This is a genomic window from Enterococcus sp. DIV1337a (genome assembly GCF_051712285.1).
Classification (GTDB): Bacteria; Bacillota; Bacilli; order Lactobacillales; family Enterococcaceae; genus Enterococcus; species Enterococcus faecalis.
The window spans coordinates 1,561,765-1,588,164 of record NZ_JBIOOP010000001.1 but is presented as its reverse complement, the minus strand read 5'-3'; the positions used below and the strand labels follow the sequence as shown (position 1 = coordinate 1,588,164).

The 26,400-nt window shown below is 36.0% G+C and carries 24 protein-coding genes; 16 read left to right on the top strand and 8 right to left on the bottom strand.

Going from position 1 to position 26,400, the window contains the following annotated elements; genetic code table 11:
* Positions 1-42: 42 nt before the first annotated feature.
* The 6 genes from tpiA to IGL49_RS07625 all read left to right on the top strand — a co-directional run bounded on the left by tpiA (position 43) and on the right by IGL49_RS07625 (position 5,787).
* Positions 43-798 carry a triose-phosphate isomerase gene (tpiA, locus tag IGL49_RS07650; RefSeq protein ID WP_002362045.1) on the top strand — a complete coding sequence of 252 codons (756 nt, stop codon included), beginning with the start codon at positions 43-45 and terminating at the stop codon, positions 796-798.
* 130 nt (positions 799-928) lie between these two features.
* Positions 929-2,227, top strand: coding sequence for a phosphopyruvate hydratase (gene eno, locus IGL49_RS07645; RefSeq protein ID WP_002357098.1), 1,299 nt, complete (start codon positions 929-931; stop codon positions 2,225-2,227).
* A gap of 353 nt (positions 2,228-2,580) precedes the next feature.
* Positions 2,581-3,405 (top strand): toll/interleukin-1 receptor domain-containing protein, encoded by an 825-nt coding sequence (locus IGL49_RS07640; RefSeq protein ID WP_002360036.1) that lies wholly within the window; start codon positions 2,581-2,583, stop codon positions 3,403-3,405.
* A gap of 16 nt (positions 3,406-3,421) precedes the next feature.
* Positions 3,422-4,783 (top strand): deoxyguanosinetriphosphate triphosphohydrolase, encoded by a 1,362-nt coding sequence (locus tag IGL49_RS07635; protein ID WP_002419683.1) that lies wholly within the window; start codon positions 3,422-3,424, stop codon positions 4,781-4,783.
* Positions 4,784-4,993: 210 nt separating this feature from the next.
* Complete coding sequence (locus tag IGL49_RS07630) at positions 4,994-5,209, top strand: hypothetical protein (protein ID WP_104854096.1); 216 nt, start codon at positions 4,994-4,996, stop codon at positions 5,207-5,209.
* A 227-nt stretch (positions 5,210-5,436) separates the two neighbouring features.
* The gene (locus tag IGL49_RS07625; protein ID WP_002360043.1) at positions 5,437-5,787 is read left to right on the top strand and encodes a DUF2200 domain-containing protein; all 351 of its coding nucleotides are present in this window, start codon (positions 5,437-5,439) and stop codon (positions 5,785-5,787) included.
* A gap of 146 nt (positions 5,788-5,933) precedes the next feature.
* Here the strand turns inward: IGL49_RS07625 and IGL49_RS07620 are convergent, their stop codons facing one another.
* A complete protein-coding gene (locus tag IGL49_RS07620) occupies positions 5,934-6,293 on the bottom strand; it encodes an iron chaperone (RefSeq protein WP_002364154.1) in 360 nt (119 codons plus the stop codon).
* A 150-nt stretch (positions 6,294-6,443) separates the two neighbouring features.
* Positions 6,444-6,593, bottom strand: a complete 150-nt coding sequence (locus IGL49_RS07615) for a hypothetical protein (RefSeq protein WP_002357118.1) — start codon at positions 6,591-6,593, stop codon at positions 6,444-6,446.
* Positions 6,594-6,800: 207 nt separating this feature from the next.
* Here IGL49_RS07615 and IGL49_RS07610 point away from each other — a divergent pair, with 207 nt between their 5' ends.
* A complete protein-coding gene (locus IGL49_RS07610; protein WP_104858168.1) occupies positions 6,801-8,636 on the top strand; it encodes an LTA synthase family protein in 1,836 nt (611 codons plus the stop codon).
* A 604-nt stretch (positions 8,637-9,240) separates the two neighbouring features.
* On the opposite strand, the gene IGL49_RS07605 is transcribed toward IGL49_RS07610, so the two are convergent.
* The 3 genes from IGL49_RS07605 to yeiL all read right to left on the bottom strand — a co-directional run bounded on the left by IGL49_RS07605 (position 9,241) and on the right by yeiL (position 11,664).
* Positions 9,241-10,422, bottom strand: a complete 1,182-nt coding sequence (locus IGL49_RS07605) for a multidrug effflux MFS transporter (RefSeq protein ID WP_104854093.1) — start codon at positions 10,420-10,422, stop codon at positions 9,241-9,243.
* Positions 10,423-10,531: 109 nt separating this feature from the next.
* On the bottom strand, positions 10,532-10,927 hold the full coding sequence (locus IGL49_RS07600) for a DUF3224 domain-containing protein (RefSeq protein ID WP_104854092.1): 396 nt from the start codon (positions 10,925-10,927) through the stop codon (positions 10,532-10,534).
* Positions 10,928-10,998: 71 nt separating this feature from the next.
* The gene (gene yeiL, locus IGL49_RS07595) at positions 10,999-11,664 is read right to left on the bottom strand and encodes a transcriptional regulator YeiL (RefSeq protein ID WP_104854091.1); all 666 of its coding nucleotides are present in this window, start codon (positions 11,662-11,664) and stop codon (positions 10,999-11,001) included.
* Positions 11,665-11,752: 88 nt separating this feature from the next.
* Between yeiL and IGL49_RS07590 the strand changes: the two genes are divergently transcribed.
* The 4 genes from IGL49_RS07590 (at position 11,753) to IGL49_RS07575 (ending at position 16,540) form a co-directional block, all read left to right on the top strand.
* Positions 11,753-12,403: a YczE/YyaS/YitT family protein gene (locus IGL49_RS07590; protein ID WP_104854090.1), complete on the top strand. Its 651-nt coding sequence runs from the start codon at positions 11,753-11,755 to the stop codon at positions 12,401-12,403.
* Between the two features lie 316 nt (positions 12,404-12,719).
* Entirely contained in the window at positions 12,720-15,425 is a 2,706-nt protein-coding gene (locus IGL49_RS07585; RefSeq protein WP_104854089.1) for a cation-translocating P-type ATPase, read from the top strand.
* 68 nt (positions 15,426-15,493) lie between these two features.
* Positions 15,494-16,030: a GNAT family N-acetyltransferase gene (locus IGL49_RS07580; RefSeq protein ID WP_104854088.1), complete on the top strand. Its 537-nt coding sequence runs from the start codon at positions 15,494-15,496 to the stop codon at positions 16,028-16,030.
* 69 nt (positions 16,031-16,099) lie between these two features.
* Complete coding sequence (locus IGL49_RS07575; RefSeq protein ID WP_002385841.1) at positions 16,100-16,540, top strand: hypothetical protein; 441 nt, start codon at positions 16,100-16,102, stop codon at positions 16,538-16,540.
* A gap of 240 nt (positions 16,541-16,780) precedes the next feature.
* Here the strand turns inward: IGL49_RS07575 and IGL49_RS07570 are convergent, their stop codons facing one another.
* Positions 16,781-16,942, bottom strand: coding sequence for a hypothetical protein (locus IGL49_RS07570; protein WP_002357133.1), 162 nt, complete (start codon positions 16,940-16,942; stop codon positions 16,781-16,783).
* A 33-nt stretch (positions 16,943-16,975) separates the two neighbouring features.
* The gene (locus IGL49_RS07565) at positions 16,976-17,332 is read right to left on the bottom strand and encodes a hypothetical protein (RefSeq protein ID WP_002357135.1); all 357 of its coding nucleotides are present in this window, start codon (positions 17,330-17,332) and stop codon (positions 16,976-16,978) included.
* 179 nt (positions 17,333-17,511) lie between these two features.
* Here IGL49_RS07565 and IGL49_RS07560 point away from each other — a divergent pair, with 179 nt between their 5' ends.
* The 5 genes from IGL49_RS07560 to IGL49_RS07540 all read left to right on the top strand — a co-directional run bounded on the left by IGL49_RS07560 (position 17,512) and on the right by IGL49_RS07540 (position 24,661).
* Positions 17,512-18,846, top strand: coding sequence for an FAD-dependent oxidoreductase (locus IGL49_RS07560; RefSeq protein ID WP_104854087.1), 1,335 nt, complete (start codon positions 17,512-17,514; stop codon positions 18,844-18,846).
* Positions 18,836-20,302, top strand: a complete 1,467-nt coding sequence (locus IGL49_RS07555) for a helix-turn-helix domain-containing protein (RefSeq protein WP_104854086.1) — start codon at positions 18,836-18,838, stop codon at positions 20,300-20,302. The genes IGL49_RS07560 and IGL49_RS07555 overlap by 11 nt, the downstream gene beginning before the upstream one ends.
* Positions 20,303-20,578: 276 nt before the next feature.
* Complete coding sequence (gene glpK, locus IGL49_RS07550; protein ID WP_104854085.1) at positions 20,579-22,084, top strand: glycerol kinase GlpK; 1,506 nt, start codon at positions 20,579-20,581, stop codon at positions 22,082-22,084.
* A 20-nt stretch (positions 22,085-22,104) separates the two neighbouring features.
* On the top strand, positions 22,105-23,934 hold the full coding sequence (gene glpO, locus IGL49_RS07545; RefSeq protein ID WP_104854084.1) for a type 1 glycerol-3-phosphate oxidase: 1,830 nt from the start codon (positions 22,105-22,107) through the stop codon (positions 23,932-23,934).
* 7 nt (positions 23,935-23,941) lie between these two features.
* On the top strand, positions 23,942-24,661 hold the full coding sequence (locus tag IGL49_RS07540) for an MIP/aquaporin family protein (RefSeq protein WP_002357140.1): 720 nt from the start codon (positions 23,942-23,944) through the stop codon (positions 24,659-24,661).
* 79 nt (positions 24,662-24,740) lie between these two features.
* Here IGL49_RS07540 and IGL49_RS07535 read toward each other — a convergent pair whose 3' ends face one another.
* On the bottom strand, positions 24,741-26,246 hold the full coding sequence (locus IGL49_RS07535) for a helix-turn-helix domain-containing protein (RefSeq protein WP_104854083.1): 1,506 nt from the start codon (positions 26,244-26,246) through the stop codon (positions 24,741-24,743).
* Positions 26,247-26,400 lie beyond the last annotated feature (154 nt).

The window sequence follows — 26,400 nt, the reverse complement described above, 5'->3', positions numbered from 1 at the left end:
TAAAAGACAATATTTTTAAAAAAAGAAAAGGATGTGCTTTTCATGCGCAAACCAATTATCGCTGGTAACTGGAAAATGAACAAAACTTTAAGCGAAGCACAAAGCTTTGCAGAAGCAGTAAAAAATGCTGTTCCATCAAACGACGTTGTTGACGCTGTGATTGGATCTCCAGCATTATTCTTAGCTCCTTTAGCTTGGAACCTAAAAGATTCTGAAGTGAAATTAGCTGCACAAAACTGCTACTGGGAAAACGCTGGTGCCTTCACTGGTGAAAACTCACCAGCTGCAATTGCCGATTTAGGTGTAAACTATGTGATTATCGGACACTCTGAACGTCGCGAATATTTCCACGAAACAGATGAAGATATCAATAAAAAAGCCAAAGCAATCTTTGCAAATGGTATGACACCAATCTTCTGTTGTGGTGAAACTTTAGAAACGTATGAAGCTGGTAAAACAGCGGAATGGATCGAAGGTCAAATCACTAACGGCTTAGTTGGTTTATCAAACGAACAAGTTGCTTCAATGGTTATCGCTTACGAACCAATCTGGGCAATCGGAACTGGTAAATCTGCAGATGCTAATATTGCAGATGAAATCTGTGGTGTTGTTCGTTCAACAGTTGAAAAATTATACGGCAAAGAAGTTTCTGAAGCTGTTCGTATTCAATACGGTGGTTCTGTTAAACCAGAAAACATCGCTGAATATATGGCAAAAGAAAACGTTGACGGTGCTTTAGTCGGCGGCGCAAGCTTAGAAGCAGATTCATTCCTAGCTTTATTAGATGCTGTAAAATAAGAAATCACTAACGGTAACGTTTTCTCAATGACTTTTGCAAAAAATGTTTGCATAGTTTGCGAGAATTAACTACAATCATACATGAGGGAATCCCCTTAGTATAAATACAAACTCAAAGGAGAGACAAAACATGTCAATTATTACTGATATTTACGCACGCGAAGTCTTAGACTCACGCGGTAACCCAACAATCGAAGTAGAAGTTTACACTGAAAGCGGAGCTTTCGGCCGTGGAATGGTTCCTTCAGGAGCTTCAACTGGTGAATACGAAGCAGTTGAATTACGTGATGGCGACAAAGCTCGTTACTTAGGTAAAGGTGTTACTAAAGCTGTAGATAACGTAAACAACATCATTGCTGAAGCAATCATCGGTTACGATGTACGCGATCAAATGGCTATCGATAAAGCAATGATCGATTTAGATGGAACTCCTAACAAAGGTAAATTAGGTGCTAACGCTATTCTTGGTGTGTCTATCGCCGTAGCTCGTGCTGCTGCTGATTACCTAGAAGTGCCTTTATATCACTACTTAGGCGGATTCAATACAAAAGTATTACCAACTCCAATGATGAACATCATCAACGGTGGATCACATGCTGACAACAGTATTGACTTCCAAGAATTCATGATCATGCCTGTAGGTGCGCCTACTTTCAAAGAAGCTTTACGTATGGGTGCAGAAGTATTCCACGCATTAGCTTCAATCTTAAAAGGTCGCGGCTTAGCTACTTCAGTAGGTGACGAAGGTGGTTTCGCTCCTAACTTAGGTTCAAACGAAGAAGGTTTCGAAGTAATCATCGAAGCTATCGAAAAAGCTGGCTATGTTCCTGGTAAAGACGTTGTTCTTGCTATGGATGCTGCTTCTTCAGAATTCTACGACAAAGAAAAAGGCGTTTACGTTTTAGCTGACTCAGGCGAAGGCGAAAAAACAACTGAAGAAATGATCGCGTTCTACGAAGAATTAGTTTCTAAATACCCAATCATTTCAATCGAAGACGGCTTAGACGAAAACGACTGGGACGGATTCAAAAAATTAACTGAAGTATTAGGCGATAAAGTTCAACTAGTTGGTGACGATTTATTCGTAACAAACACAACTAAATTAGCTGAAGGTATCGAAAAAGGTATCGCTAACTCAATCCTAATCAAAGTTAACCAAATCGGTACTTTAACTGAAACATTTGAAGCAATCGAAATGGCTAAAGAAGCTGGCTACACTGCAGTTGTATCTCACCGTTCTGGTGAAACAGAAGATTCAACAATCTCTGATATTGCTGTTGCAACAAACGCTGGCCAAATCAAAACTGGTTCATTAAGCCGTACTGACCGTATTGCTAAATACAACCAATTATTACGTATTGAAGATCAATTAGGCGATGTAGCTGAATACAAAGGCTTAAAATCTTTCTACAACTTAAAAAACAAATAATTCATTTAATGAATAACGCTTAAAGGGACAATTGGTTAATGAATCAATTCTCCTTATACTCGGACGTAAAAACACGCCTTTCTGCAAAGAAAGGCGTGTTTTTTTATATTTATAAAAATATTGAAAAAAATAGATTGGAAATAATTTCAACCGTACATTGCTCTATAATTACTTGTTTAAAAATAACAAAACATTAACAAAATAACATTATATAAAAAATTAATAAAACAAAATAATTGTTATTTTATAATTTTAGTATTGACTGGTTTCAGATAACGCTGTACGCTTAAAGAAATAGTATATAATTTCACAAAAAAATGAAAACACAAATTTAACTTGGAGGATGTTGAGTAGTGAGCAACGGGAAAAAGATTTTTATTAGTCATAGTTCAAAGGATCAAGAATATGTGGATGCGTTTATCCAATTATTGAAAAAGTTTGGGTTTCGAACACAGGATATTTTTTATAGTTCCACTATTGAAACGGGTGTACAACCAGGAGAATTAATTTTTGACACGATTAAAAGGGAGCTAACCAATCAACCTGTCATGCTGTATTTTTTATCTGATCATTATTATCAGAGTATTCCATGTTTAAACGAAATGGGTGCTTCTTGGATGCTATCAGATAAACACTATCCAATTGCGTTAAATAATTTTTCTATGAAAGATATGAAAGGTGTTATTAGCAGCGAGCGTTTGGCGATTGCGTTTAATGACAAGACAAGTACTAATGAAATAAACTGCTTATTAAAAAAGTTATCTCATGACACAGATGTACAAGCTGAACCAGATTTTGAACTAAACGTTGAGAAAAATATTCAGCCATTCCAAAATAAACTGACACAACTGATTCGGCAAGCAAGTTATTTAAAACCTGATGAAAAAGGATATTTTGAAACGACTCTTAGCACTCATCGTCCTGTGTATGGCACAGCAAAAGGGGTGTATGACTGTTTCAAATTACCTAGCTTAATTGAGCCTAAAAGCTTAGGGTTAGACACGCTATCAGAGGATGAAAGCCATTGGTTATTCTTTTTTCTTACGTGGGGAACTTTTCAAGAAGGCGAAAAAGTGCGGTTTAAATTGAAAAAGGATAAGGCGTATAACAATCGGGAATTTAGTGATATTGGTAAATGTAAAAATATTTACGTCTCTTATTTAGAGAAGGTAGAGTAATTGGAGGAGGTAATAAATGAAAATGAATTGGCGTCAGTTGGTTGGTACATATCGTATTTCTGATAATGGCAAACAATATCAAAATGACTGGTTAAATAAGCAAGTTGATTTAGCCCCAGAACTTCGTAAATCTTTTGATAGTGACTATCGTAGAGTAATTAAAAGTGATGCATTTAGACGTTTACAAGACAAAACACAAGTTTTTCCTTTAGAACGTAATGATTTTGTAAGAACGCGTTTAACGCATAGCTTAGAAGTGGCCATGCATAGTAGGGATATACTTAGATTAGTTATTTCACAGTTGAACGAACGAAACATTGAGGTTATGGAATTATCAGAATGCTATCGGTTGTTAGAAACAGCTGCATTAATCCATGATATTGGCAATCCCCCTTTTGGACATTTTGGGGAAGAAGCCATTCGTATTTGGTTTGAAAAAAATGGTCCTTTGTATGCTTGTTGGTCTGATTTTTCGGAGCAACAACAAAATGATTTTCTTAACTTTGAAGGAAACGCTCAAACCATCCGACTTTTAACAAAACTACATCATGATAATGGGACTTCTAAAGCAGGAATGAAACTAACAGCCACGACATTAGATACAGTTATCAAATATACGGCATCTTCAGATCAATTAAATAAGCAACAGCTTTTGTCTAAAAAAGTTGGCTATTTTTACTCGGAAAAACAAGTCTTTAACGCCATTAAATTTGCGACAGGAACACAAAATAAGCGACACCCATTAGTCTTTTTGTTAGAAGCTTCAGATGATATTGCCTATACTTTTTCAGATATCGAAGATGCCTATAATTATGGTTTATACAGCTATCAAGATTTAAAGCAGTTTGTTGATGCGCAAACAGGAACAAAAAAATTTTTAATGTTAGAAAAAGATAAAACAGAAGAAGCTACCTTACAAGAATTTTTGAGAAAGACACAAAGAGCTGTTTGTCAAAGCGTAGCGAAAAATTTTGCTAATCATTATGACTTAATTATGAGAGGTATCTATCATAATGAAATTATAATTGAAGATTGTGATGAAGTGAAATGCTTTCAGGCATTAAAAAACTTTTCTAGAGCCTATGTTTTTCAAACAAAAACAATTTTGGATCAAGAGGTATTAGGCTTCAATATCATCAATCGTTTACTAGATGAATTTGTTCCAGTCGTACTAAAATACGAAAAAGTTTCCATGAATAAGTATGAGGAGCGAATCTTTAATAATATTTCGGAAAGCGCGAAAGCGTTGTATAGAAGAGAAGCAAAGAACGCTACAGAAGCAGAAAAAGACTATTATCGTTTGAAAATGGCGGTGGACTTTGTATGTAATATGACGGATGGATATGCCAAAAAAGTTTATGATACATTATTCACTTAAAATTTGAGAAAAAGTTTCTCAACGGTTGCCGCCGCTAAGAAAACTAGTTCAGTGCACAGGCTGATCGTTTCAGTAAAAATTTTAAAGATGCTAGTAATTTCACTGAAAATCGGGTACACTAAAATTAGCTAGTGTAACTAGCAAAAAAGGCAACTGGAATAGATAGGTTGTGCTGTCTATGAAGGGCTTTGTTTGTCAGGTGGTGCTGACATGCAAAGTGCCTTTTTTCTTTTTCTCAACATTTTAAGGACAAAAAACGATTGCAACATGTCACAATCGCTAACCTCGGAGAAAAAGGAATTTTTCTCCAATGGCCATTTCGATAACCTGTTGTGTGTTTCGAAACATTCAGAACGGTGGTGCATTCTTTCAGTGCCTAATTATCCAATTCGTTTCTTGTTCCTCTATTTACAGTATACTGAATGAAAGCCTATTCTGCAATGATAGAATCAGGTTCCTGTGATTAAATAACATAAAAAATGGGCTCCTTATATAAAGAAAAATAACAAAAGAAATTTTGACTAGAAGAGTCAATTTTACTGCTTTTTAAATTTTTTTACGGCACTTATTGTTTTAACATGTATTAAAGTTTAAATTTAAGAGAAGTATAGTATAATGAGAAGGAGTTATTTTTTCAGAAAGTAGGAAAACCAATGACAAAACCGAAAATCTATACAATGACCTTTGCCAGTGTTTACCCGCTATATATTCAAAAAGCAGAACGTAAAAATCGAACGCAAGCGGAGGTTGACGAAATTATTTACTGGTTAACTGGTTATGATGAAAAAGGCTTGCAACAACAATTGGCTCAAAAAGTAACGATGGAAACTTTTTTTGAAGAAGCGCCCAATTTTAATGAAAACGCCCAATTGATTAAAGGCGTAATTTGTGGCTATCGCGTGGAAGAAATTGAAGATCCTTTAATGCAAAAAATCCGTTACCTAGATAAGTTAATCGATGAATTGGCCAAGGGAAAAGCGATGGAAAAAATTTTAAGAACATGAAGAGGTCGGGACAGAAGTGTTTAACTCCGAGAAATAAGAAGAAATTTCCGAAAATTGTTCTTTAATTTTTGGAGAATTTCGGTTTATTTCCGAAGGAGTTGCTTCTGTTCCCGCCGTTTATCAGTTTTTGAGCGTGGGACAAAAATTCAAAGTGATTTTTGTCCCACGCTCTTCATGTTTTCTTGTACACGGAATTTAACTATTTCCTGTATTAATGAAAGAGGTAACTCTTGCGTGTAGGGGAATTGAATGGCACCTTTCGAGGTTTTAAAAGGGCGTAATTCTTTGCTGAAACGTTGGATGGCTGATGGCGTAGGATAGAAACCTAAATGTTGCTTGGCCGCCGCAAAATGCACTAAATTGCCATTTAAGTAAAAGGTCGGCATTCCATAAGCGATTTTTTCAGTAGTCTCCTGAGGAACAACCGCTAAAATTGCTTGGTAGATTTCTGTTAACTGTGTTTGATGTTGGGGTTGTTGGCGAATATAGTTTGCAATGATGGTCATATAAAAACACCTCCGTTTGTTTCAGTATACTATGTAAAAAATAAAAGGCGAAGAGGATACAAAAAAACCGTCTAGTATTTTTTCTTTACTAAACGGCTTTTAGCTTAAATAACTACCTAAAGGGTCTTGCATGGAAATGTTTGTCACTCCTTAGTTTAATTGTTTTAAGTGTGCAATTGCTTCTTCAATTGTGTGACCAGTTGCTGTTTTACTTTCATTTTTTGCATCAAAAACAATGAAAATATTTTTGTCTGTGTCTAATTGAATACGGTATTGAATGTTTTTTACTTTGTAAGTCATAGTTATTCTCCTTTCATAAAGTACTCTAAAAAGGCGACGATAACTGATAACGAAATTCCATTGTTACTATACCACTGGAAAATTATTTTTGCAATAAATAACATTTTTCTTTACTATTCCTTAGACTTCTTTGTTAGCTACTTCTTTACATTCTTTTTCAAGAAGCATAAAATAAATACATTACTAGTTTTTGAATAGGAGATCGATGTGAAAAAGAGAGTTGAGAAATTTAAACGATGGCCCTACCGCTATCTTCTGTATGGAATCGGGTTCATCATATTAATTATTTTTAGTAACTTATATCTGCAATGGTGTCAGAATAACTTGTCTGCTGATTTAGCCTTCAAGTTTGCTTTTTCGTGGCATACGGAAAAGTTTTTCTTAGGTTGTTTTGTGCTAAGCGTTTTTTTACTTTTTTTATGTAGTTTGGCAGGCTCATTAGGAGTTGGCGCTCTTTTATATAGTGTCATAATAGGGGTTTTAGGATTTGCGGACTATCAAAAGATGTTTTATCGTGTCGAACCTATTTACCCAGACGACTTAAAAATGATCACAGAAGTTAGTTTATTAAAAGAAATGGTTGGTTTATGGCCGTTTATTTTTGTGGTAGCGTTAGGCTGTATAGCACTTTTTTTCTTAGGAAAAGCCTTTTATAAAAGTTTCTTTTTATCGAAGAAAAAACAAACGATTCGTGTGTTAAGTCTTGTACTTTCGATTGGTCTATTTTCATATATTGGTGATTTTAACAATCCGCAAAATTTGTTACGTAAAGCCTATAATAAAACCGCGTTATGGATTCCTTATAGCCAAAAAATGAATTACTACAATACAGGATTTATTGGTGGTTTTCTATATAATTTAAAAGTAGAGGCTATGGATCAACCAAAAGGCTATTCAAAAGAAGCTATTTCAGAAATTACTCAGAAGTATCAAACGTTGGCCAAGGCGAAAACAGTGCAGAGCAAGGAACAACCCAATATTGTGTTTGTCATGAGTGAAAGTTTTTCAAATCCAGATCATCTGAAAGGTTTGTCTATTATCGGTAATCCTTTAACTGATTATCAGCAAATCGCTGATAAAACTTACAGCGGCCAGATGCTTTCACAAAACTACGGGGGTGGAACTGCGAATATTGAATTTGAAGCCTTAACAAGTTTTTCGATGGAATTAATGAATGGCCAAATGACTACCCCTTATACGATGATGATTCCTAAGATGACGGAATTGCCTTCCATTGTTTCATTACTTAAGGAACAAAAGTACCAAACAACGGCTATTCATCCGTACAATACATCTATGTATAAACGAAAAGATGTGTATAAAATTTTAGGTTTTGATCAATTTATCAATGAAAAAACAATGAACTATACAGATAAACTAGAAAATAATCCTTACATTTCAGATCAAGCAGCGTATCAGGAAGTGACGACACTGCTTAAAGAAAAAGAGCAACCGCAATTCATTCATTTAGTTACTATGCAAACACATATGCCCTATGAAAATAAATACCCAACGTCCAATTATTTTTCTCAAGGAAACGGCAATCAAGTCGCGCTCAATAATTATTTGCAAGATATTGCCTACAGTAGCGAAGCTTTGAAAAAATTCCTACAAGAAATCGAAAAAATGCCCAAACGCACATTAGTCGTTTTTTGGGGAGATCACTTACCAAGTATTTATGATGAAAACATTCAAGCGTTGAATGAAGGGGCAGCCCTTCACCAGACAGAATTTCTAATGTATGATACGGCGAACCAGTTAACAGAAAAAAATCAGCATCAAGCTACCATTAGTCCATTTTATTTTGCTCCCTCACTTTTTCAACAAAGCGGCTTACCGCAATCGGGATTTTACGCTATGCTAAATGAGGTACAAGGACAATTGCCTGCTTTTGAAAAGGGGAATTACTATCTCGGTGGGGAATGGAAAAAAACAGTAGAAATGAATAAAAAGCAAGAACAACTATATGAGGAATACCGACTGATTCAATATGACATTGTTTCAGGAAAGCAATATAGTTTAGAAAATCAATTTTTTAGCTAAAAATGAGTTCGGGACAGAAGCGTTTAACTCCGAGAACCAAGTAGGTACTGTTTAACATCTATTTGCTTTGCAAATAGTGTTTCTCAGCAATAAGAAGGAATTTCCAAAAAATGTCATAAAACACAACGAGGTACGAGTTGATGTTGCATGATACACTACACTCCGTTTCGTTCGCATCAATTTCTACGCATGGAACATGCTAGAATTGAAGGACCCGGTGTTCTATAATTTTTGGAGACCAAGTCCTTCAATTCTTAGTGATTTATCACTTAGAGATTGATGAGATCGGAGCTCTGCGAAGTAGGTATTGTTCATCATCGAATCACTACGTTCTTCGTGATTTTCAACAATTTCGGCTTATTTCCGAAGGACCTTCACCAAGTAGGTACGATGATTTCATCTGTTCATGCTTCACAGTGAAACATCGCAACTCTTAGAGCTGTAGCTCTTTTGAAGGCTGTACTGTGACGAGACGCATGTCGAGAAAACACCTTAGAAGTTGTTGAGATCGGAGCAACGCGTAGTGTTGCTTCTGTTCCCGCCGTTTATCAATTTTTAAGCCTGGGACAAAAATCCAAAGTGATTTTTGTCCCAGGCTCGATTTTTATTTTAAAGTTTTACGATAAACAATGACATAATAGCTGAAAGCTAACAGGCAGGCAAAACTAAAAAAGTAAAGTGGTAAGACCCAAATGGTGCCATTGTGAAAGTAACTAATCAAATAGGTAAAGAAACTAACAAACAAGTAATAGACAAAACTAAAAATTCCACTGGCAGTACCAATCACAGATTCATAGCCTTTTAAGGCCATACTTAAGGCATTTGGCAAAGTAATATTAATCCCTAAGAAAAAGAGAAAAATAAACAAAATAAGACCAATGATTGATTCAAATTGTGTCATTATTAATAAACAGCAAGCTGCAAAGATACTTAGCAACAAACCAACAAAGGCAATTTTTTCCGCGGACCAATATCCCAGTAACCAATTGATAAGAACCGCAGCAAGAATACTAGACACAGCTAAAACTAAACCAAGAAAGCCATATTGAACACTGCTAAAGCCAAAGTGATTGATGAAAATAAACGGAGCTTCTGCATAGTAGCTAAACAATAAACCATTAATGCCACCAATCAATAAGCCGTAGCACCAAACTTTTGAATCGAAGGAAAGGCGTTTCGCCACGGACCAAAAAGGCGCTTTCGTTAAGGTATTTTCTAAGTGAAAGGTTTCTGGTAAACGATAAAAACTATAGAAAAGTAATAGAACAGCCATGACAATTAAGGTGCTAAAGACATGCTGATAGCCAAAATAGGTTTGAACAAGCCCGCCGACTAACGGTCCGATGGCAGGAGATAGCGATAGGGCAGCACTTGTTTGAGCAAAAATTTTCCCTCTTTGAAAATCGTTAAAGCTTTCCCGCATCATCGATTGGGTAATGACAGAACCAACGCTTGCACCAAATGCTTGAATTAAACGGAAGAATAACAGCCAAGGAAATGTCGGACTCAAAAAAAGGCCAATATTTCCGATTAAATAGCATAAAATTCCTAATAACATAGCTGGGCGACGTCCAATCGTATCGGATAGAATGCCCCAGAATAAAACACCAACGGCAAAGGCAACAAAATAAATACTCATGGTTAATTGTGCCACGCTGTCGTGAATGTTAAAAGCAGAACTAAGTGCCGGCAAAATGGGTGTGAAAATCGACTCGCTGATTTGTGGAAATCCCACAAGCAAAATAATAATTAGTAATGATGGGACGGTGTTTTGGGTGTTTTTCATGATTTTTCTCCTTAAAAGTTTAATCTAATCAAAAACACCCATTATCTTTTACAACCGCCAAATTTAAAATAAGTAAAATAATGTCACCAACTTTCCTTGAAATTTTTTATTATACAAAGTCTAAATGAAGAAGCGCTTCTTCTTGACTAAATTCATAAGTGTAGCGACCAAATAAACCGGCAAGCTCACCGGATGCTTGAAATAGTTCACCAGGACAGTCTAAAAGGCCCTGTGTAAACGTTCCTTTTTCGCAAGCAGTAAAGGTACCTTTTTTTCCTAAATAAGTTCCTTCGAAATGTAAGAAACCGACCACTTGAGCCACAGCTTCAAGTCCATCAGCCATTGAAGAGCCTTGATAAGTCATTAAGTATTCCACAGAAGCTGTCCCAGATAAGGCACCTGACAATTGATAAGTAGCGCTCGCTTGATTCACTGGGAAATTTTCATTAAGATTGTCAATCGGTTGTTCTTGCCAACTAGATACAGTAAATGATGCTTGCTCCATTGCTGTCCCTTCTTTCTTATTAATAAGAATAGGGTAGCGGGAAGCACACTATTTGTCAACAATCCACCACTTTAACTCTTCATTTTTTGCACAAAAGAATGTAACGCTAAGCGGTTGATGTGATAAGCAGTTCCTTGTTTTTGAATAAAGCCGCGCTCTCGAAATTGTTTGAAGGTATAAATAAGATGGCGATAACTAACCCCTAAGTATTCGGCAATCTCAGTATGTTTTTCTTTATAAACATCTTCGTGATTAGCGGCAACCAATAACAATTCTGCTAACCGATAACTTAGTTCATAGGTCTGATTCGTTGTAAAGTGATCCACCCGTTGGAGCATTTTTTCCCCTAGATAATGGCTGAGTTGTTGCATAAAAAGCACCTTGTTTTTTAAAACAGTTTCTGCGTAAGCTAAAGGTACAGCTAAACAACAGGTTTCTCCTATGGCGATAACGTCCTTGGTTATCGTTTCCGCTTGAACTAATGTTAAATCGCCAATTAAATCACCTGTCGTTAAAAACTGAACAATGGATTGGCGGCCATTGCGTTCTGTTTTTAAAATTTTCGCTTTTCCTTTGATTAAATAAAAAAGATAATTTAATGGCTCTGCTTGGTGATGAATGAATTCTTGATTTTCAAAATCGATAATAAAACTGTGTTTTAAATCAGTTTCATTAAAAAAAGGCGTATTTTTAGCTAATGCTTGTTTCGGTGATCGTTGGTAGGCTGTTTTAAGCATTTTTTCTCCTTATAATAGGAGATATCTCCTATTTTTTTCTTCTATTTTAGCACATAATAGACGTATCAAGAGTAGAGGAGTTTTTATAATGTGGAAGAAAAAAATTGTGCTATCGTTTCTTTTTTATTTAATTAGTGCATTGGGCATCAGTTTGACAATTCAAGCAGGCATTGGAGTTAGTAGTTTTAATGCGTTTAATGTGACCTTTGCAACACTTACTCATTTAAAAGTCGGGACGGTTACTACGGCTATCAATTTAGCTTTTTTAGGCACGTGTTGGTTGTTAGATCAGGAGCGTAAAATTCAGGACTATTTGATTATTTTGGTGGCGTTAATCGGCTTTGGTTTTGTCATTAATTTTTTCTTGTATCAATTATTTGGTTCGCTTATTTTTCAAAATTATTTGGTTAAAATTGTTCTATTTATTTTAGGGACAATCATAGCAGGAATTGGAACAGGACAGGTAGTTGCGCTGGGTGTTTTGCAATTTCCCATTGAAAAATTTTGTACACTTATTTCTGAAAGAACGCGCTATAGTTTTCAGGTTTATCGATATTTAGTTGATATTTTTTGCGTCAGTTTAGCACTAGGATTGTCCATGAGTTATCATTTGCCGATTTTTGTTCGTGAGGGAACCGTGATCAGTCTTTTCCTACTTTCTTGGGTTATTAGTTGGTCGAGAAAGCGGGGGCAACAACGTATTTTACGAATACAAATCAAGAAACTGGAATCCGAATGAAAGGATTTCATTTTTTTCAAATGAGCAGAACTTTTATTTGAAAAAAAGAGTGGAAAACGGTATACTAATTAAGTAATTATTCATAACATTGGTTCTCCAATCAATGTTAAATAGTTTTTTCATGAGGGAGTAACTGACAGTATTTATGCTGTGACAACATCACCAACTCCGAAAGCAATTTCTGGTGTTGTCTTAAACGGTGAGACTTATGTATGTTCGACGAAGTAGCATACACAAGTCTATTTTTTTTCATTTATTTTTGATGGAATGTAAAATAGTACTTGAAGGATGCTGCAAAAAATAGAGGAGGAAGAACATGTCAGAAGAAAAGAAAACACAATTGTCTGAAGCGTTTTACGCACAAGACGACACAGTTGTTTTGGAGAAAATGAACACAACAACTGATGGATTAAGTGCACAGGAGGCTCAAAAGCGTTTAGAAACGTACGGGGAAAATGTGCTAGATGAAGGGAAGAAAAAATCACTTGCCGTGAAATTCTTTGAGCAATTCAAAGATTTTATGATTATTGTTTTATTAGCGGCAGCGGTCATTTCAGCCGTCTTTTCCCATGATGTGGTAGACTCGATTATCATCTTAGTGGTTGTTATCTTGAATGCTATCTTTGGGGTCATTCAAGAAGCCAAAGCGGAACAAGCCATTGAAGCATTAAAAGAAATGTCTTCACCAAATGCCAATGTTCGCCGTGATGGACACGTCATTACTGTTAAAAGTGATGAATTAGTACCAGGCGACATTGTTTTATTAGAAGCAGGCGATGTCGTTCCAGCCGATTTACGTTTATTGGAAGCGAATAGCTTAAAAATTGAAGAAGCAGCGTTAACTGGTGAATCTGTTCCAGTCGAAAAAGAAGTAACCATTTTAGAGGGAACCGATATTGGTATCGGTGACCGGATCAATATGGCTTATTCCAATAGTAATGTGACGTATGGACGCGGTCTTGGTGTTGTGGTTGGCACAGGAATGAATACAGAAGTCGGTAAAATTGCTGGCATGCTGGCAAGCGAACAAGAAACGGAAACGCCATTAAAACAAAACTTAAACCAATTGGGTAAAATGTTAACAATTGCCATTTTAGTCATTGCAGCGGTGATGTTTGTGGTAGGAATGATGAATGGTCGTTCATGGATTGACATGTTATTAACGTCAATTTCGTTAGCTGTAGCGGCAATTCCAGAAGGATTACCAGCGATTGTCACGATTATTTTGGCTTTAGGGACTCAAAAAATGGCCAAGAAAAATGCGATTGTCCGTAAGTTACCAGCCGTTGAAACATTAGGAAGTACAGATATTATCTGTTCAGATAAAACAGGTACATTAACCTTAAACCAAATGACCGTTGAAGCGTTGTATACAGATGGTCAAGTTTTATCTGCTTCAACAGAAATCCCTGCTGATAATATGGCTTTAAAAATCATGAACTTTACGAATGATACAAAAATCGCACAAGATGGTTCATTAATTGGTGACCCAACAGAAACTGCCTTAGTACAATTTGGTTTAGATCATGCGTTTAACGTAACCGAAAAAGTAGCAGCTGAACCGCGTGTGGCAGAAATTCCTTTTGACTCTGATCGTAAATTAATGACTACTGTTCATGAATTAAAAACAGGTGGTTTCTTGGTTTCTGTCAAAGGCGCGCCAGATGAATTATTGAAACGTTGTACGGAAATCTTATTAAATGGCGAAACAAGTCCATTAGATGAAACAAAACGTCAAGAAATTTTGAAAACCAACACCTCATTAGCGAAACAAGCCTTACGTGTTTTAGGAATGGCTTATAAATATGTTGAGACGATTCCAGCGGAAATGAGTTCTGAACATGTGGAAAAAGATTTAACATTTGCTGGTTTAGTCGGTATGATTGACCCAGAGAGAAAAGAAGCTGCAGATGCTGTAAAAGTCGCGAAAGAAGCGGGTATTCGTCCAATTATGATTACGGGTGACCACCGTGATACAGCAGAAGCAATTGCGGCACGTTTAGGCATCATCAAAGAAGGCGACGACGATGCAGTCATTACAGGTGCTGAATTAAATGAATTGTCAGATGAAAAATTTGCACAAGTTGTGGGACAATACTCTGTCTATGCTCGTGTTTCACCAGAACACAAGGTTCGGATTGTTAAAGCCTGGCAACAAGAAGGAAAAGTGGTTGCGATGACTGGTGATGGCGTAAATGATGCTCCAGCCTTAAAAGCTGCTGACATCGGGATTGGTATGGGGATTACCGGAACCGAAGTATCGAAAGGTGCTTCAGATATGGTCCTTGCCGATGATAACTTTTCAACAATTATTGTAGCAGTAGAAGAAGGACGTAAAGTCTTCTCAAATATCCAAAAAACGATTCAATATTTACTTTCAGCTAACTTAGGGGAAGTATTAACCTTGTTTATTGCAACAATGCTCAATTGGGATACCTTGTTACCTGTTCACTTATTGTGGATTAACTTAGTAACGGATACGTTCCCAGCGATTGCGTTAGGTGTGGAACCAGCAGAACGTGATGTGATGAGTCATGCCCCTCGTGGAAAAAAATCGAACTTCTTCTCTGGCGGCGTTTTAAGCAGTGTAGTTTACCAAGGGATTACGCAAGGAGCCTTGACTTTGATTGTGTACAAAATGTCAATTATGTTCCCAGCGCATACCACAGCTAACACAAACTTATCGGCGCAAGCGTTGTATGATTTACAACACGGTGATGCTTTAACCATGGCCTTCGCTACTTTGGGATTAATTCAATTGTTCCATGCCTTTAATGTGAAGTCGATTTATCAATCAATTTTCAAAGTTGGCTTGTTCCGCAACAAATCATTTAACTATGGGATTCTTGTTTCGTTCTTGCTATTAGCTGCAACGATTGTTATTCCAGGATTTAATGATTTATTCAGCGTCACACATTTAGATGCGTATCAATGGGCAATTGTAGCAGGTACTTCTTTTGCTATCATCCCAATTGTGGAAATTGTCAAGTTCTTCCAACGTAAAGCAGGTAAAGGTGCTTAATATAGAAAAAAGAAAATTGGCTGGTACTTAAACCAGTCAATTTTTCTTTATTCAAGGAGTGAAATGGCTTGAAACGGAAAATTATTTTCGAAACACAACGACTTATTGTCAGAGAATGGCAGTCGGAAGATAAAGCGGAATTGAAAAAATTTTTGCAAGATGAAAACGTAATGTATGCCTATGAACATGCTTTTTCTGACGAAGAAGTCGCAAACTGGCTAAAGTGGAACTTACAATCCTATCAAGAATACGGCTACGGCTTATGGGCGTTAGAGAAGAAAAAAACAGGCGAAGTCATCGGCGAGTGTGGTCTCACCAATCAATTAGTAAAAGGAAAGAGCTATCCAGAAATTGGTTATCATTTATGTGCCAAAGAATGGCATAAAGGGTATGCGATTGAAGCTGCCGCAGCGACAAAGCAGTACGCATTCGATGTGTTAAATTTTCCAGAAGTTATTTCAACGATTCGTGATACGAACTTAGCCTCTATGAATGTCGCTATTCGAAACCAGATGCTTGTTAGGGATCGATACATTAAAACATACTGTGGCAAAACGATGCCTCACTATGTTTTCTCTGTTAAAAATCAAAAAAATAAAGATTGAAAAAGTGCCACTTGTCAGATGGAATAGAAAAAGTGTAAAATGGAGTGAAAGAGAAAAGGGAAAAGAGGGATGGTTATGAGACCAAATTTAGGATTTTATGTTCAAACAATTAATGATATCGTTAAAACAACAGAAGATATTGGCGAAGTCATGAATCCATATTACGAAGAAGTTCGTCAAGCGATTGATAAGAATAAAGTAAATGATTTAACAGCCGAACGAATTGCAGAAATTCAAGCAAAATTTAAAGAAGGTACTGAAAAATATGAATTAATGCTCAAAAAAGTCGGAACATTAAAACCGACACCACAAGTACTTGGCATTCACAAAAAATTTCAACATGCTTATACAGAATATGTAGCAGGATGCAATGAAATGATTTTAGCAACAGATCCAGAAACAGGTATTGATGCAGATTTATTTAATGCTTCAGAAGAAAAGCAGGATCAAGCAACGGATGAATTAACCTTTGCCATTACGCGGATGAGCAACATTCTTTTGAAAAAATAAAAAACTAATAAAAATAACTAACGAATTTAATATTTTTTTCATGTCTTTTTTATGGACAAAAGAGAAAGTGTATTGTATTATTAATTCATACCAACAACAACCTTTTTATTTTTCATTTTACTCTTATTGAGTAAATACTCCTTTTCCATCGGCAAAACTGCCGGTGGTTTTTTTGTTATTTTTTTATTTAATAATAAAACAACCTTTGATTTTATTAAAATCAAAGGTTGTTTTAGCTTGTTAATTTTCAACATTTCGCACATAATCATCAAAGTATTGAATTAACTCTTTCTTGATTTGTTGATAATCTGCTTCAGAATAGTTCTTTTCTTCCAGTGTGCCATTAAAAAATGGCAAATTTAGTTCTTCTTTTAAACGTTCAATCACTTCTTCTTGCTTCATAAGGACCCCTTCTCAACGAATTGTTCTCTTCTATTATAGAACATTGTAGTCATCCGTCAATTGTTCAAAGGCAATTTTCATTTCCTCTAGACGTTCATTCAATTGGTTGGTTTCATCTTCTTCATTGAAAAAATGTTGTTTTAATTCAAAATAAAAATTTTCGAAGGCTTGGAAAAAAGGCTCAGACTTGTTGTTTTCAAGAGCAGGAACACTTGTGTAGAGAACACGAGCGCTATGGTAGTAAGTGAAAACCTCGTTAATATTTAATAAAATACGCGCTTCTTCTGGGCGTGGTCGACTTGTAACTAAGTCATGTAAAGATAAACTTTTTGTATGGGTTTCAGATAAATAAAATAAAAATAGTTCCAATTGCTCTTTCGTTGCAGACATGAAAACTCCTCCTCAAACAGTAGTAACATTTATTATAAATGAAAATGAAAGTGCTTGAAAAGCAATGCGCTCAGCAAAAATAATTATTTTAAGGGAAAACTATAGTTGTTGCTTTAGCATTCTTTTTAATCATGATAAACTGAGAGAAGTATAGTAGGTCCTGACAGAGGAGGAAACAAATGAAAATTGTGATTATTGGTGCATCATTCGCAGGTATTTCCGCAGCAATTGCTTCAAGGAAAAAATATCCCCAAGCAGAAATTTCTTTAATTGATAAACAAGCAACAGTGGGGTATTTATCTGGTGGCTTAAGTGCGTATTTTAATCATACCATCAATGAATTACACGAAGCACGTTACATAACGGAAGAGGAATTACGTCGTCAAAAGATTCAGTTGCTTTTAAATAGAGAAGTCGTGGCAATGGATGTTGAGAACCAATTGATTGCTTGGTCACGAAAGGAAGAGCAACAGTGGTATTCTTATGATAAATTGATTTTAGCGACAGGCGCGAGCCAATTTTCCACGCAAATTCGTGGTAGTCAAACAGAAAAATTACTCAAATATAAATTTTTGTCAGGTGCTTTAGCGGCTGTTCCATTACTGGAAGAAAGCCAGACAGTAGCCGTCATTGGTGCAGGACCCATTGGAATGGAAGCTATTGATTTTCTTGTGAAAATGAAGAAAACGGTCCATGTCTTTGAAAGTTTGGAAAATCTATTGCCTAAATATTTTGATAAAGAAATGGTCGCAGAAGTTCAAAAATCTTTGGAAAAACAAGCAGTAATTTTCCATTTTGAAGAAACGGTCCTAGGAATTGAAGAAACAGCAAATGGTATTGTTCTTGAAACAAGCGAGCAGGAAATTTCTTGTGACAGTGGGATTTTTGCTTTAAACTTACATCCTCAATTAGCCTATTTGGATAAAAAAATTCAACGAAATCTGGATCAGACAATCGCGGTGGACGCTTATTTACAAACATCAGTGCCGAATGTTTTTGCCATCGGTGACTGCATTTCAGTTATGAATGAACCAGTCGCGGAAACTTTTTATGCCCCGTTAGTGAACAATGCGGTACGAACTGGCTTAGTAGTCGCCAACAATTTAGAAGAAAAAACACACCGATTTATTGGCTCTTTGCGAACAATGGGAACAAAAGTGGGGGACTATTATCTTGCTAGTACAGGTCTAACCGAAACGGAAGGGTTATTTTTTCCGCAAACACTTGCTTCCGTAATTGTTAGACAGCCAGCGCCGCCCTTACAACATGGGACAGAGATTTTAGGCAAATTAATTTATGATAAAGTGACGCAACGGGTCCTTGGGGCACAGCTTTGTTCAAAAAACAATTGTTTAGAAAAAATAAATACTTTAGCATTAAGTATCCAAACAGGTCAGACGCTGACAGACCTTTTACAAAAAGATTATTTTTATCAACCTGCTTTAACCAATATTTATGATATTACAAATTTGATGGGTGCTTCGGCTTATTGGAGAGAGAACGATGAAAGTTGAGACGTTATTGGAAAAGAAAGCGATGCGACAATTATTAACGGTGCAACAAACCATCTTAGCAGGCGGTACCTGCTCAGTCTCTGATTTAACGGCATTTTTAGCGGTCACAAAAGCCTCCTTTGAAAAAGACTTAGAGGATTTACATTATTTTTTGAAACCTTTTGGACAGGATTGTCAGCTGACTTATGATGGCCAACAGCTATCAATCACCTTATCGGATTTTTTTTCGTTGAATCATTTAATTGAAGCATTTGTAAAAGAGTCTCTTAAATTTCAACTTTTAGATTATTTATATCGTAATAAAGAGTTTTCTATTGTTCAATTAACGACTAAATTTATGATTAGTGAGTCTTCTTTATTTCGAAAGATTAAAGAACTTAATCAATTGTTAGCCGCCTTTGATTTGCAAATAAAAAATGGCCAACTACAGGGAGAAGAATTGCAGATTCGTTACTTTTACTTTCAGTTGTATTGGTATATTACTCCCTATGAAACACACCAGAAAAAAACGATGTCGCCGTTAAATAAACGGATAATTGAAGGGATTGAGACTGGCTTAGGTTTTACTTTTAATGAACATAATGCGTTAAAAGTTAGCCTTTGGTTGAGTATTACGAAAAAGCGCCTAGCGGGCACTTCGAAAAAATATCAACAATTGAGAAAGAAAATGACTGATTTTAAAGAAGATCCTCTATTTAAGCAAGTTCGACAATTATTTTTCCGTTTTTCCAGTCGCTATTCTTTAGAATTAGATGAAGGCGAAAGCATGATTCATTTTGTTTTTCTAATTACAATGTCGGTTTTACCAGAATCAGCTTTTGATGAATATTCCTTAATTCGGGGTCGTCGTTCCGCTGTTTCTTTAGCTGATACATTTATCATGGAAAATGTGGTCTTGTATTATCGGCCCCATAAATTTGAACCTACTCTTGAGAAAACCATGGCTTATTATTTTTCACAAATTCATGGAAAACTGTATTTTTTTAAAGGAGAATTGGAAGTCTTTGATCGGGCCCATATTTGGGAAAAAGAACAACAATTATCTAGTCGGGAATTAGCTTCTTTTTCAAAAACGTTATTAGAAAAAGCTTTAGCTTGTTTTAATGAAACGTATCAACCAGGAGATAGTTTACATGAACTTTCTTTGGTCAAATATTTAAGCGTGTTGGCATTAATTGAATTTAAAATGATTGGCGAAATAAAAATTGGGATTCACTTAGCGATGGATGCTCTTTATCAAGCGGCGTTAACACAAGTATTAATGCTCAGTCTTAAAAATATGAATGGCACGCTGGTGGAGAGGTATCAGCCTGAACAAACATATGATTTAATTGTGACCAATTATCAGCAAACGAGCTATCAAGGAACACCGGAAGTTTATGTTTTGTCAGAATTAAGTTCGACCTATGATGTGCAACAATTAAAAAAGAAAATACGCACCTTGCGGGAGAAATAAACAAAAGGTTGGTGTGAAGGAAATTATCTGATCCTCACACCAACCTTTTTACCACTAAAAGTCGAAAATTAGGCTTTTTTAAACAAAAATGTTTCTTTTTATTGAAAAATTAGAGATAATAAAAGTATTATTGAAAGCGTTGTCTTTGTTGGTTTTAATAGAAATCCTTTCAATTTTTTTTAAATAAAAAAAGTTTTTGACATGTTTGGTTAGTCTTTTGTATGTAAGATAAGGACATAAAGAAAACGATTTCAAAAACGTTTAGGAGGAATTATCATGGCAGAAGAAAAATACATTATGGCAATTGATCAAGGAACGACTAGTTCTCGTGCAATTATTTTTGATAAAAAAGGAAACAAAATTGGTAGTTCACAAAAGGAATTTACTCAATATTTTCCTAATGCAGGCTGGGTGGAACATAATGCCAATGAAATTTGGAATTCTGTTCAATCCGTTATTGCAGGTTCTTTAATTGAGTCAGGAGTGAAACCAACAGATATTGCCGGAATTGGGATTACAAATCAACGGGAAACAACCGTTGTTTGGGACAAAGCAACTGGGTTACCCATTTATAACGCAATTGTTTGGCAATCACGCCAAACGACACCCATTGCCGATCAACTAAAAGAAGATGGCTACAGCGAAATGATTCATGAAAAAACTGGGTTAATCATTGATGCTTATTTCTCAGCAACGAAGGTTCGTTGGATCTTAGATCACGTAGAAGGTGCGCAAGAACGTGCAGAAAATGGAGAATTGATGTTTGGAACAATTGACACTTGGCTCGTTTGGAAATTAACGGGAGATACTCATGTCACTGATTATTCAAATGCAAGTCGGACGATGTTGTTTAATATCCATGATTTAGATTGGGATCAAGAAATTTTGGATCTTTTAAATATCCCACGCGTGATGTTACCAAAAGTCGTTTCGAACTCTGAAGTGTATGGCTTAACAAAAAATTACCATTTTTACGGAAGTGAAGTTCCTATCGCTGGGATGGCTGGTGACCAACAAGCCGCCTTATTTGGTCAAATGGCCTTTGAACCTGGAATGGTTAAAAATACCTATGGAACAGGCTCATTTATTGTCATGAACACGGGCGAAGAACCTCAACTTTCTAAAAATAATCTGCTTACCACTATTGGTTATGGCATTAACGGCAAAGTATATTATGCCTTAGAAGGAAGTATCTTCGTGGCTGGTTCAGCAATTCAATGGTTGCGAGATGGCTTAAAAATGTTGCAAACGGCTGCAGAATCTGAAGCAGTAGCCAAAGCGTCAACAGGACACAATGAAGTTTATGTGGTTCCTGCATTCACTGGTTTGGGTGCACCATATTGGGATTCACAAGCGCGCGGGGCTGTCTTTGGATTAACACGCGGCACCACAAGAGAAGATTTTGTCAAAGCGACACTTCAAGCAGTTGCATATCAAGTCCGTGACATTATTGACACGATGAAAGAAGATACAGGCATAGATATTCCCGTCTTAAAAGTAGACGGTGGCGCAGCAAACAATGATTTCTTGATGCAATTCCAAGCGGATATTTTAAACACTGCTGTTCAAAGAGCCCATAACTTAGAAACAACGGCCTTAGGCGCAGCTTTCTTGGCGGGCTTAGCGGTTGGCTTCTGGAAAGACTTAGAAGAAATCAAAGCATTCCAAGAAGAAGGCCAACAATTTGAACCAATTATGGCGGAAGAAGAAAGAGAAGATTTATATGTGGGGTGGCAACAAGCAGTAGCAGCTACCCAACAATTCAAACGTAAAAATAAGTAAATGGAAAAGGGGAATTTTTTATGACTTTCTCAATAGAAACACGCCGACAATCAATCGACGCTTTAAAAACACAACACTTAGATGTCTTAATTATCGGTGGTGGCATTACTGGCGCAGGCGTTGCCCTGCAAGCCAGTGCCGCTAAAATGAAGACAGGATTAATTGAAATGCAGGATTTCGCAGAGGGCACCTCTTCACGATCAACCAAATTAGTTCATGGTGGTATCCGCTATTTGAAAACGTTTGATGTAGAAGTAGTGGCGGATACGGTTAAAGAACGAGCCGTTGTTCAATCAATTGCGCCACATATCCCTAAAGCGGATCCCATGTTATTGCCGATTTATGATGAGCCAAATGCAACATTTAACCTATTTTCTGTCAAAATAGCAATGGATTTATACGATCAGTTAGCTGATGTTACAGGTACCAAGTACGCCAACTATCTGTTAACAAAAGACGAGGTTTTGGCACGTGAGCCACAACTAAAAAGTGAAGGTCTACAAGGTGGCGGTGTTTATTTAGATTACCGAAATAATGATGCTCGTTTAGTTATTGAAAATATTAAACAAGCAGTAGCTGACGGGGCGCATGCTGTGAGTCGGGTTCAAGCGGTGGGCTTTTTATACAATGATGAAGGTAAAATTACTGGCATTCAAGCAAAGGATCTACTAACTGACGAACAGTTTGAGATTCACGCAGATGTTGTGATTAATACTACTGGTCCTTGGTCGGATAAATTAAGAGGCTTAGATAAAAACGAATCATTCACACCACAAATGCGTCCGACCAAAGGAGTCCATTTAGTTGTAGACAAAAGCCGTTTAAACGTCCCTCAACCAACGTATTTTGATACAGGTAAACAAGATGGCCGCATGGTCTTTGTTGTTCCTAGAGAAGAAAAAACATATTTTGGGACGACGGATACAGATTACCATGGAGATTTTCAACATCCAACAGTAGAACAAAGTGATGTTGATTACCTATTGGAAGTAGTAAATAATCGTTATCCAGAGGTGCAATTAACAATTGATGATATTGAAGCCAGCTGGGCCGGTTTACGACCGTTAATTTCTGCTAACGGTGGCTCAGATTATAATGGTGGAAACAATGGCAAACTTTCAGATAAAAGTATTGATGAAGTCATTGATGTCGTTGACAGATACCAAAAAAAACAAACAGATAAACGAGAAATTGAAGAAGTCCTAAACCATCTGGAAGACAGTTTGGTGGAAAATAAAGTCAATCCTTCAGCTGTTTCTCGAGGCAGTTCATTGGAAAGATCAGCGGATGGCTTGCTAACTTTGGCTGGTGGGAAATTAACAGATTATCGTAAAATGGCAGAAGGTGCGATGAAAATGATTCAAACCATCTTAGCAGAAGAATACCAAAAAGAATTCACCTTAATTGATTCTAAAAACTATCCAGTTTCAGGTGGAAAATTGAATCCTGCAACGGTAGATGAAGAATTAGAAGCGTTGGCAAAACATGGCGTGTCTAAAGGGTTAAGTGAAAAGGATGCACTATACTTAGCTCATTTATATGGCTCTAACGTACCGACTGTTTTTGAAATGATTGATCATGCAAAAGTAATTCCTGGTTTAACCTTAACGGAAACTGTCTCTTTAAACTATGCGATGGAAGAAGAAATGGCTTTAACACCCGTTGACTTTTTATTACGACGGACCAACCACTTATTGTTTATGCGTGATCGTTTGGACCAAGTAAAAGCGGGAGTCATTGAAGAAATGGCACAGCATTATCAGTGGACAGCGGAAGAAAGAGCACGACAAATTGAAACATTAGAAAAAGTAATTGAAGAATCAGATTTAAAAAATTTGAAAGTAGGGTGAAGGAAAAATGGGAACTTCGATGATGACACAATTATTCGGTGAATTTTTCGGAACGATGATTTTAGTTTTACTAGGAGATGGCGTCTGTGCCGCAGTTAACTTGAAGAAAAGCAAAGCCTTTGCTTCTGGTTGGGTCGTTATTGCTTTAGGTTGGGGCGCTGCTGTTACATTAGCTGTTTACATGTCTGGGTATATGAGTCCAGCGCATTTAAATCCTGCTGTAACAGTTGCGATGGCAATTACGGGAAATTTTGAATGGGGCATGGTTTTACCTTATATCGTAGCTCAAGTCCTAGGCGGTTTTATTGGTGGTTTAGTTGTCTGGTTAGCTTATTTACCCCATTGGAACATTACAGAGGACAAAGGCGCTATTTTAGGAACCTTTGCAACTGGTCCAGCTGTCCGTAACTATCCAGCCAATGTTTTAACAGAAATTATCGGCACATTTGTCTTGGTTTTTGGCTTACTAGCCTTTTCTCAAAACGACTTAGCGGCTGGGATTAACCCAATGCTTGTGGGGATTTTGGTCTTAGGACTAGGTCTATCATTAGGCGGACCTACAGGTTATGCAATTAACCCTGCACGTGATTTAGGACCTCGTTTAGCGCACCAAATTATTCCTGTGAAAACAAAAGGTGATTCCGATTGGGCGTATTCTTGGGTGCCAATTGTGGGACCTATCTTAGGTGCTTCATTAGCTGCAGTAATTTATTTATTCACTATTTAATAGAAAAAACGGATAACTAACTGAATAGAAAAAAAGAACGAACCCAGAAATCTACACTGATTTTTGGGTTCGTTCTTTTTTATTGTAAATCGAAAATAGCGATACTTATTTTACTGAAAATTAATTCCCAATCTTCCCGGGTTAACTCTTCTTCTAAAATATAAATTCGTTCAATTTTTTCAGGCAAATTAAATATAGGATAATCAGTAATAACAATGTCGCAAGTTGAAAAATTCGTTCGTTCAAAAATAATGTCCTCACTAAACGCTTGTTTAATTTTCATCATGATAAAACTCGCAATGTAAAAATCACGAGAATACGACACACCAATTTTTATTTTAGTACGCGGGCTATAATGTTTATAGATTCTTAGTAGTAATTCGCATGTCCAATCAGGATTTTCTTGGTCTTTAAATTCTAATTGATAAGGAAAGTTACCTGAAAAACTTTGATAAAAATCATAAATTTCTTTCTGTAAAGTCTTTTGGCTATCATTGTTTTTATTGACTAAAAAATCTAGAATTGCTGTATTTGGCTGTTTGGAAATAAACAGTTGATTATAAACAACATTTTTAAATAAAATAAGTAAAAAGTAATGACGATCAAATTCGCGCATTTGAGAGATATTGAATGTTTGGCAAAAAGTGTCTAATAATTTTTCAACATATTGATATTCTAGACATTGTTTATTTTTTAAAGAAGTTAACAAATATAATGCACGTTCAGAAGAATCAAGATTGTCAATGGCCAGCGGGGCAATGATGTTTACTACGTTTTTTTGATTTTCTGAAAAACTTGAAATTGTACTAAATATATTTAATTCTGGTTCTGAATACAGAGTTAAGTAAGACTTTTGTTCCATGTCTTTTTCAAGGTAATCTTCTGAAGTATAAGGAAAACGATAGTTAGAAATGTGTAAAAGTAAGTTTAACTTTAACTGTGAAGCTAACTCTAAACGCTCGGAAATTTCCGGTTTAATATGTTCTGATAAAATATTTTTAAAATATTTTGATGTATAACGTGGCAAAGAAAGTAAATTTAAAAAAATTGTCCAATACACATCTAAAAAAGCATATAGCACTTGAAATTCAGTACCAGAAATTACTTTAGTTGATGAAGGAGAAAAATGGACAGAAATACCATATAAATCCAGCAATTTATTAAGATTGTTCAAACGCTTATAGATATAAGAGGAACTGAAATTGGTTTCTTGGCTAACTTTCCAAACAGAATTATTTTCTTTTTTTAAAATAGCTTTGAAAAGAATATAATCAGTAGATTGTAAACAATAATAATTGAATAGCAAAAAATAATGAAATAAAAAATCGTTACTAGTTGTATACAATGAAATTGTTCCATGATTAATTTGTATTTCTAAGGTACTTTCGGGGATGTTAGTTAAGTCTTCCTGGATTTCATGAAGGTAGATAGATAAATTTTTATTGGACAAATTAAATATTTGGGCAATAACAGATAACTTGGGGTTGTTTCGTTTCGCTAAATACAAAAAGACATCTAACTTTTTTTGAGTTTTTTTTGAAAGCAGAAATGTTTTTATGGCATCTTGCGTTTTTATGAGACTCACTCCTTAATAATAGCTTCTATTTTATTATAATGGTTATTATAAAAAATAGCTCGGAAATTGATTATCTAAATCGTTCTTTTTTTTAGAAGTTATAAAGTAAACCAAACGAAAAAAATTGAGTAAAATATACTTACTATATTACTGTATATCAGAA